Source organism: Rhodococcus sp. O3, from assembly GCF_048897285.1.
Classification (GTDB): Bacteria; Actinomycetota; Actinomycetes; order Mycobacteriales; family Mycobacteriaceae; genus Rhodococcus.
Genome location: NZ_JBMBTE010000186.1, coordinates 1 through 6,510, shown reverse-complemented (window position 1 = coordinate 6,510; position 6,510 = coordinate 1). Strand labels below are relative to the sequence as shown.

9 protein-coding genes are annotated in these 6,510 nt (G+C 72.8%); 5 read left to right on the top strand and 4 right to left on the bottom strand.

The window, feature by feature from the left end; all coding sequences use genetic code 11:
• Window positions 1-718, top strand: a 718-nt coding sequence (locus ACN675_RS26860) for an FAD-dependent oxidoreductase (RefSeq protein ID WP_420753721.1), incomplete at its 5' end; no start/stop codon positions are given.
• 41 nt (window positions 719-759) lie between these two features.
• The gene (locus tag ACN675_RS26855) at window positions 760-1,242 is read left to right on the top strand and encodes an adenosine-specific kinase (RefSeq protein ID WP_420753720.1); all 483 of its coding nucleotides are present in this window, start codon (window positions 760-762) and stop codon (window positions 1,240-1,242) included.
• 7 nt (window positions 1,243-1,249) lie between these two features.
• Here the strand turns inward: ACN675_RS26855 and ACN675_RS26850 are convergent, their stop codons facing one another.
• Window positions 1,250-1,996 (bottom strand): SDR family NAD(P)-dependent oxidoreductase, encoded by a 747-nt coding sequence (locus ACN675_RS26850; RefSeq protein WP_420753719.1) that lies wholly within the window; start codon window positions 1,994-1,996, stop codon window positions 1,250-1,252.
• An 85-nt stretch (window positions 1,997-2,081) separates the two neighbouring features.
• Between ACN675_RS26850 and ACN675_RS26845 the strand changes: the two genes are divergently transcribed.
• Entirely contained in the window at window positions 2,082-2,477 is a 396-nt protein-coding gene (locus ACN675_RS26845) for a TIGR03618 family F420-dependent PPOX class oxidoreductase (RefSeq protein ID WP_420753718.1), read from the top strand.
• 64 nt (window positions 2,478-2,541) lie between these two features.
• On the opposite strand, the gene ACN675_RS26840 is transcribed toward ACN675_RS26845, so the two are convergent.
• Window positions 2,542-3,000, bottom strand: coding sequence for an SgcJ/EcaC family oxidoreductase (locus tag ACN675_RS26840; protein WP_420753717.1), 459 nt, complete (start codon window positions 2,998-3,000; stop codon window positions 2,542-2,544).
• 62 nt (window positions 3,001-3,062) lie between these two features.
• Here ACN675_RS26840 and ACN675_RS26835 point away from each other — a divergent pair, with 62 nt between their 5' ends.
• A complete protein-coding gene (locus ACN675_RS26835; RefSeq protein WP_420753716.1) occupies window positions 3,063-3,527 on the top strand; it encodes a MarR family winged helix-turn-helix transcriptional regulator in 465 nt (154 codons plus the stop codon).
• A 112-nt stretch (window positions 3,528-3,639) separates the two neighbouring features.
• On the opposite strand, the gene ACN675_RS26830 is transcribed toward ACN675_RS26835, so the two are convergent.
• The gene (locus tag ACN675_RS26830; protein ID WP_420753715.1) at window positions 3,640-4,770 is read right to left on the bottom strand and encodes a M24 family metallopeptidase; all 1,131 of its coding nucleotides are present in this window, start codon (window positions 4,768-4,770) and stop codon (window positions 3,640-3,642) included.
• 34 nt (window positions 4,771-4,804) lie between these two features.
• Between ACN675_RS26830 and ACN675_RS26825 the strand changes: the two genes are divergently transcribed.
• Window positions 4,805-5,794 (top strand): 5'-3' exonuclease, encoded by a 990-nt coding sequence (locus ACN675_RS26825; protein WP_420753714.1) that lies wholly within the window; start codon window positions 4,805-4,807, stop codon window positions 5,792-5,794.
• 45 nt (window positions 5,795-5,839) lie between these two features.
• Here the strand turns inward: ACN675_RS26825 and ACN675_RS26820 are convergent.
• Window positions 5,840-6,510: DUF4333 domain-containing protein (locus tag ACN675_RS26820; protein ID WP_420753713.1), on the bottom strand; the 671-nt coding region annotated here is incomplete at its 5' end.

Here is a 6,510-nt window from a genome sequence, read left to right as displayed (position 1 = left end):
CCGCGACGACGCCCGCGACACCGGGATCGGGCGCATCCACGGCGGCCCGGCGACCGTGGAGCTCGACGACGGCACCACCGTCGAGGTCGACGAGATCGTGGTCGCCGCGGGCCGCCGCCCCGCCACCGCGGACCTGGGCCTGGACGTGCTCGGTCTGGAACCGGGGGCGGCCACGCCCGTCGACGATCACCTGAACGTCACCGGGGTGGACGGCACCTGGCTGTACGCGGTCGGGGACGTCGCCGGCCGGGCCGCGCTGACGCACATGGGCAAGTATCAGGCGCGGGTGTGCGGCGACGTGATCGCCGCCCGCGCCGAGGACCGCGACCTCGACCATCCCCGCTACCGCGCCACCGCCGACCACGGGCAGGTGCCGCAGGTGATCTTCACCGAACCGGAGATCGCGTCCGTCGGGCACACCGCCGCCTCGGCCCGCGACGCCGGCCTCGACGTCGAGACCCTCGAGGTGGAGCTGGCGGTGGCCGGCTCGGCGCTGGCCCGCGACGACTTCGCCGGGCATGCCGCGCTCGTCGTCGACCGCGCCACCGACACCCTCGTCGGCGCCACCTTCGCCGGCACCGAGGTCGCCGAGCTCGTGCACGCGGCGACGGTGGCGCTCGTCGGGAAGGTGCCGTTGGACACGCTGTGGCATGCGGTCCCGTCGTATCCGACGGTCAGTGAGGTGTGGTTGCGGCTGCTCGAAACCCGCCGGCCCTGACCCACCCGCCGGCCCTGACCCGCGAACCCGAGGAGAACCCCGTGGAGCTGAGCGTCGTCGCCATCGACAAACCCGAGGACACCAACGTGATCGTCGGCCAGTCCCATTTCATCAAGACGGTCGAGGACCTGCACGAAACGCTCGCCGGATCCAGTCCGCACCTGCGGTTCGGGATCGCGTTCTGCGAAGCGTCCGGGGTGCGGCTGGTGCGCCGCTCCGGCAACGACGACACGCTCACGGACCTGGCCACCCGCAACGCCCTGGCGGTCGCGGCCGGGCACTGCTTCATCGTGTTCGTCGACAACGGCTACCCGGTGAACATCCTCAACGCGATCAAGCAGGTCCCGGAGGTGTGCGGCATCTACTGCGCCACCGCCAACCCCGTCGAACTCGTGATCGCCGAAACCGAACTCGGCCGCGGCATCATCGGCGTCATCGACGGCAGCCCGCCCCTCGGCGTGGAATCCGACGACGACGTCGCCGACCGCAAGGCGCTGCTGCGCACCATCGGCTACAAACTGTGACGGCCGGTCAGCGCGGCAGCCGCCGCCAGATCGCCCGCGGCAGCAGCCGCATCCCGAAGAACACCGGCCGCAGCAGGCCGGGCACCCACACCTCGCCGCGCCCGCGGCCCAACGCGCGCACGGTCGCGTCGGCCACCTGCTCCGGGGTGCTCGACAACGGCGCCGGGCTCATGCCCTCGGTCATCCGGCCGATCACGAAACCGGGCCGCACCAGCAGCAACGACACCCCGCTGCCGTGCAGGGCGTCCGCCAGCCCGGACGCGAACCCGTCCAGCCCGGCCTTCGCCGACCCGTACACATAGTTGGCGCGCCGCACCCGCACCCCGGCGACCGACGAGAACACCACGATCCGGCCCGCGCCCTGCGCGCGCAGCCGCGTCGCGAGCCGGGTCAGCAGCGCGACCTGTGCGACATAGTCGGTGTGCACGACCGCGACCGCGTGCGCGGCGTCGGTTTCGGCGCGGGCCTGGTCGCCGAGGATGCCGAAGGCGAGCACCCCCACGTCGATCGGACCGTGCGTCGCGGTGATCTGCTCGAGCACCGCCTCGTGGCTGTCGAGGTCGTCGGCGTCGAACTCGACGGTGTGCACCGCGTTCGCGCCCGCCGCCCGCACCGCCTCCCGGGGTTCGTGCAGGTCGCCGGCGCGGCGCGCGGCCAGGATCACGGTGCGGCCGGGGGCGAGCCGGCGGGCCACCTCGAGCCCGATCTCGCTGCGGCCCCCGAAGATCACGATGCTTCCCTGCGCGATGGTCATGGCTGCCAGTGTTCCGTGACCGACCGGTGCGGGCGCTGTCGGGGCCCGGTGCTCGCGGCGCGGCGGCCGCTCTAGGCTCGCGGGTATGGCCCGCACCCCGGACGCGCTCGGCGAGCGCGCACTGCAGTTCCTGTCCGAATATCACCTCGGCACCCTGACGACGCTGCGCAAGGACGGCACCCCGCACGTCGTCGCGGTCGGGTTCACCTGGGATCCGCAGGCCCGGGTGGTGCGGGTGATCACCAACGCCGGCTCGCAGAAGGCGCTGAACGCCGACCGCGGCGGCTACGCCGCGGTGTCGCAGGTCGACGGCGGGCGCTGGCTCACCCTGGAGGGCTCGGCGCGGGTGCGCAGCGACGCCGCCGCGGTCGCCGAGGGCGTCGAGCGCTACACCCGGCGGTACCGGCCTCCGCGCGAGAACCCGACCCGCGTGGTCGTCGAGATCGCGGTGGACCGGGTGATGGGGTCGGTGCTGGACTGATCCCCGGGCGTCCCTCCCCGACCTGCCCCCCGGTTGATCCGAGCGAACGGTACATTCGCTCGGATCAGGCGGGGGTCCCTCGCCGCGTGAGGCGCCCGAGCAGCGTGTTCGACCACGGCCGATAGCGGGTGTTGTGGAAGGCGTCCACCAGCCAGGTACCGTCCCGCCGGACCAGGACGAAGGTCACCGAGGAGCGGCGCCTCGCGGTCGGGACGGTGCGCCGCTTCTGCCAGGACATGACGATTCCGCCGCGTTCGCAGGCGACCGCGACGTCGGGAGCGGGGAAACGCACGTCCCGGCTTTCGCTCACCATGCGGGAATTGCGCATGATGCCCGCGAACAGTGCGCGGTGACCGTCGGCGATCGCTCTGCGTCCGCTCATGCGGGTGCCGTCGAATGCCGTGTAGTCGGCGTCGGCGGTGAAGGCCTGCGCGTAGGACTCGGGATTTCCTTCTTCCCAGGCAGCCGCGACGCGTGCCAGTGCCCGGTCCACGCCGACGGTGTCGTGGGTCGATGCAGTCATCTCACCCTCCTTCGGTTCAGTGCGGTATATAGTTTAGAACACTGAAATAATTTGGGGTAGGCATGACGAACGAACCGATCGCACCCGGCGACCTCCTCGGTCGGGATTTCGCGACGGCCGTGGTGATGTTCCACGAGGCGGTCGCGCACCGACTCGGCCTGACCGCCACCGACAATCGGGCCCTGGACGTGCTGTCCCGGTCCGGACCGACCACCGCCGGGGACCTGGCCCGGGCCCTGCACCTGACCCCGGGGGCGGTGACCGGCATCGCGGACCGACTGGCCGCCGCCGGCTACGTCACCCGAGTCCCCGACACCGCCGACCGGCGCCGCATCCTCCTGGTCGTCGAGACCGACCGGGTGGCGGCGCGACTACGGCCCCTCTACGAGCCGTTCGCGCGCGAGGTCGCGGAACTGTTCGCCGCCTACAGCGACGACCAGCAGGCGGCGATCACCGCGTTCCTCACCGACGTCACCCGGACCCTGCGCGCCCACACCGAGCGGGTCACCGAGCCCGACGACCGGTGACCGCACCCGGAACCGGTATCGGCCCCACTCCGAGTCCGAGCGAACGGGACATCTGAGGAGACGAGGGGTACGTTCGCTCGGCGAAAACGGCGCGCGGACACCGCGACCCGGGTCAGCCGGGCAGCACCGTCAACCCGTGCGGCCGGCGGTTCACCGGCTCGCAGCCGTCGGCGGTGACCACCACGATGTCCTCGATGCGGGCCCCCCACTCGCCGCGGAAATAGATGCCCGGCTCGATGCTGAACGCCATCCCCGGCCGCAGTTCGTCGGTGTTCCCGCCGACGATGTACGGCTCCTCGTGCACCGACAGGCCGATGCCGTGCCCGGTGCGGTGCACGAACACCTCCCCCAGCCCCTGCGCCGCCAGCAGATCCCGCGCGGCGGCATCCACCGATTCGGCGGTCACCCCGGGCTTCACGGCGTCGACCGCGGCCTGCTGCGCCTCCTCGAGCAGCGCGATCTTCGCGGCCACATCGGGATCGGGCTCGCCGAGGCTGTAGGTGCGGGTCGAATCGGAGTTGTAGCCGGGTTCGACGGGACCGCCGATGTCGATGACCACGATGTCCCCGGACTCGAGCACCCGGTCGGACACCTCGTGGTGCGGGTCGGCGCCGTGCGGACCCGACCCGACGATGACGAACGCCGCCGCGGTGTGGCCCTCCTCGAGGATCGCCGCGGAGATGTCCGCGGCCACCTCCGCCTCGGTGCGGCCGGGCCGCAGCCACTCACCCATCCGGGCGTGCACCCGGTCGATCGCGGCACCGGCCCGCCGCAGCGCCTCGATCTCGTCGTCGTCCTTGATCATCCGCAGCTCGCGCAGCACATCGGTGGCCAGCACCGGCACCGACCCGAACAACCCGGCCAGCGGCACCAGGTGCAGCGCCGGCATCGCATCGGTCACCGCGGTGCGCGCGGCACCCGGCAGCAGCGCCGCCACCAGCTCGTAGGGGTTCTGCCCGTCCACCCAGTCCCGCACCGGCACCGACAGTTCCTCGACCGCCGAGTCGTTCAGCGACGCCAGCTCCAGGCGCGGCACCACCACCGTCGCCGCGCTGCCGTCGGTGGGGATCACCAGGCAGGTGAGCCGTTCGAAGGATTCGGCGCGGGACCCGAGCAGGTACCGCAGGTCCGGGCCGGGCGTCACGAGCAGCGCATCGAGACCGGCGGCGGCACCGAGCTCGGCTGCGCGGGTGAGGCGTTCGGCGTAACGGGCGGCGGGAAATCGGGATGCGGCAGCACTCATGGGCATCAGCGTAGTGCGAGTCGGGGATGGCAGGATGTGGACCGTGACGACTCCTGTGACGACCCCGGACGGTGACACCGGGCGGCGCCCGCTGCTGCTGCTCGACGGGGCGAGCCTGTGGTTCCGCGCCTACTACGCGCTGCCCGACTCGATCACCGCCCCCGACGGCCGTCCCGTCAACGCGGTGCGCGGCTTCACCGACATGGTGGCCTCGCTGATCACCCGGCACCGGCCCCACCGGCTCGTGGTGTGCCTCGATCTGGACTGGCGTCCGGCGTTCCGGGTCGCGGCGGTGCCCAGCTACAAGGCGCACCGGGTCGCGGTCGGCTCGGACGGCACCGTCGAGGAGGTTCCCGACACCCTGACCCCGCAGGTGCCGATGATTCTCGACGTGCTGGCCGCCGCCGGGATCGCCACCGGCGGCGCCGCCGGGTTCGAGGCCGACGACGTGCTCGGCACCCTCGCCGCCCGGGAAACCACCGACTCGGTGGTCGTGGTCAGCGGCGACCGCGACCTGCTGCAGGTCGTCGCCGACGACCCGGTCCCGGTGCGGGTGCTCTACGCCGGGCGCGGACTGGCGAAGGCCGAACTGTTCGGGCCCGCCGAGGTCGCCGACCGGTACGGGGTGCCCGCCGAGCGGGCCGGCGCCGCCTACGCCGAGCTGGCGTTGCTGCGCGGGGACCCGTCCGACGGGTTACCCGGCGTCAAGGGTGTCGGTGAGAAGACCGCGTCGGGCCTGCTGTTGCAGTACGGCTCACTCGACGGGATGCGGGCGGCCGCGGCCGATCCGGATTCGGGCATGGCCAAGGGCATGCGCGCCAAACTCGACGCGGCCGCAGACTATCTGGACGCGGCGCTGCCCGTGGTGCGGGTCGCGCGCGACGCCCCGGTGCAGCTGTCCGGTGCCGACGCCCTACCCACGGTGCCCGTCGACGCGCCGGCGCTGGCGGCACTGGCCGACACGCTCGGGATCGGACGGTCCGTCACGACGCTGACCACCGCACTGGCCGCGGCCGCGGGCTGACCGGACCGTCCGGCCGATCGGTTGAGTCCGGTCGGTGGGAGCCGCTCAGTTGGGGCGACTGACCTCGTAGGTGCCCTCGTCGTCGGTGAAGGTCAGGGTGACCGACCGATGCTGCCCGTCGACGGTGACGGTGCATTCGAAGCTGTTGCCGGACTCGACCTTCTGGCCGTCGGGGCAGGACACGTCGTCGACCGCGGTGGCGCCGTAGGACTGGGTCAGCACCTTCGCGACCCCGGCCTCGGCGGCCGCGGAATCCAGGGTCTTCGACCCGAGGGATGTGGCGACGAGGACCCCGACGATCGCGAGGATCAACACCAGGGCCAGCGCACCGAGGCCGAGGATCAGCGGCTTCTTCGACTTCGGCGGCTGCTGACCGGCCTGCGCCGGCGCCCACTGCGGCTGCTGCCCCGGCTGCGGCTGGCCCCAGGGCTGCTGACCGGCCGCGGGTTGTCCCCACGGCGGCTGCTGACCGGGCTGCGGTTGCGGCGCCCACTGCTGGCCCGGTTGCGGCTGTCCCCACTGCTGCTGCGGCTGGCCCCACTGCTGACCGGCGACGGGAGCGCCCTGGCCCCACTGCTGGCCCGGTTGAGGTTGCGGCTGCCCCCACTGCTGCTGCGGCTGGGCGGGCTGCTGACCCCACTGGGCCCCGGCGGCCGCCTGACCCCACGGCTGCTGCCCGGGCACCGGCGGCTGGCCCCACTGCTGGCCGGTCTGAC

What these genes read in the sequence shown, in the direction of transcription:
- ACN675_RS26850 (WP_420753719.1), bottom strand. Translation starts at nt 1,996, where the DNA reads ATGACCATCGCGCAGGGAAGCATCGTGATCTTCGGGGGCCGCAGCGAG.
- ACN675_RS26845 (WP_420753718.1), top strand. Translation starts at nt 2,082, where the DNA reads ATGGCCCGCACCCCGGACGCGCTCGGCGAGCGCGCACTGCAGTTCCTG.
- ACN675_RS26840 (WP_420753717.1), bottom strand. Translation starts at nt 3,000, where the DNA reads ATGACTGCATCGACCCACGACACCGTCGGCGTGGACCGGGCACTGGCA.
- ACN675_RS26835 (WP_420753716.1), top strand. Translation starts at nt 3,063, where the DNA reads ATGACGAACGAACCGATCGCACCCGGCGACCTCCTCGGTCGGGATTTC.
- ACN675_RS26830 (WP_420753715.1), bottom strand. Translation starts at nt 4,770, where the DNA reads ATGAGTGCTGCCGCATCCCGATTTCCCGCCGCCCGTTACGCCGAACGC.
- ACN675_RS26825 (WP_420753714.1), top strand. Translation starts at nt 4,805, where the DNA reads ATGTGGACCGTGACGACTCCTGTGACGACCCCGGACGGTGACACCGGG.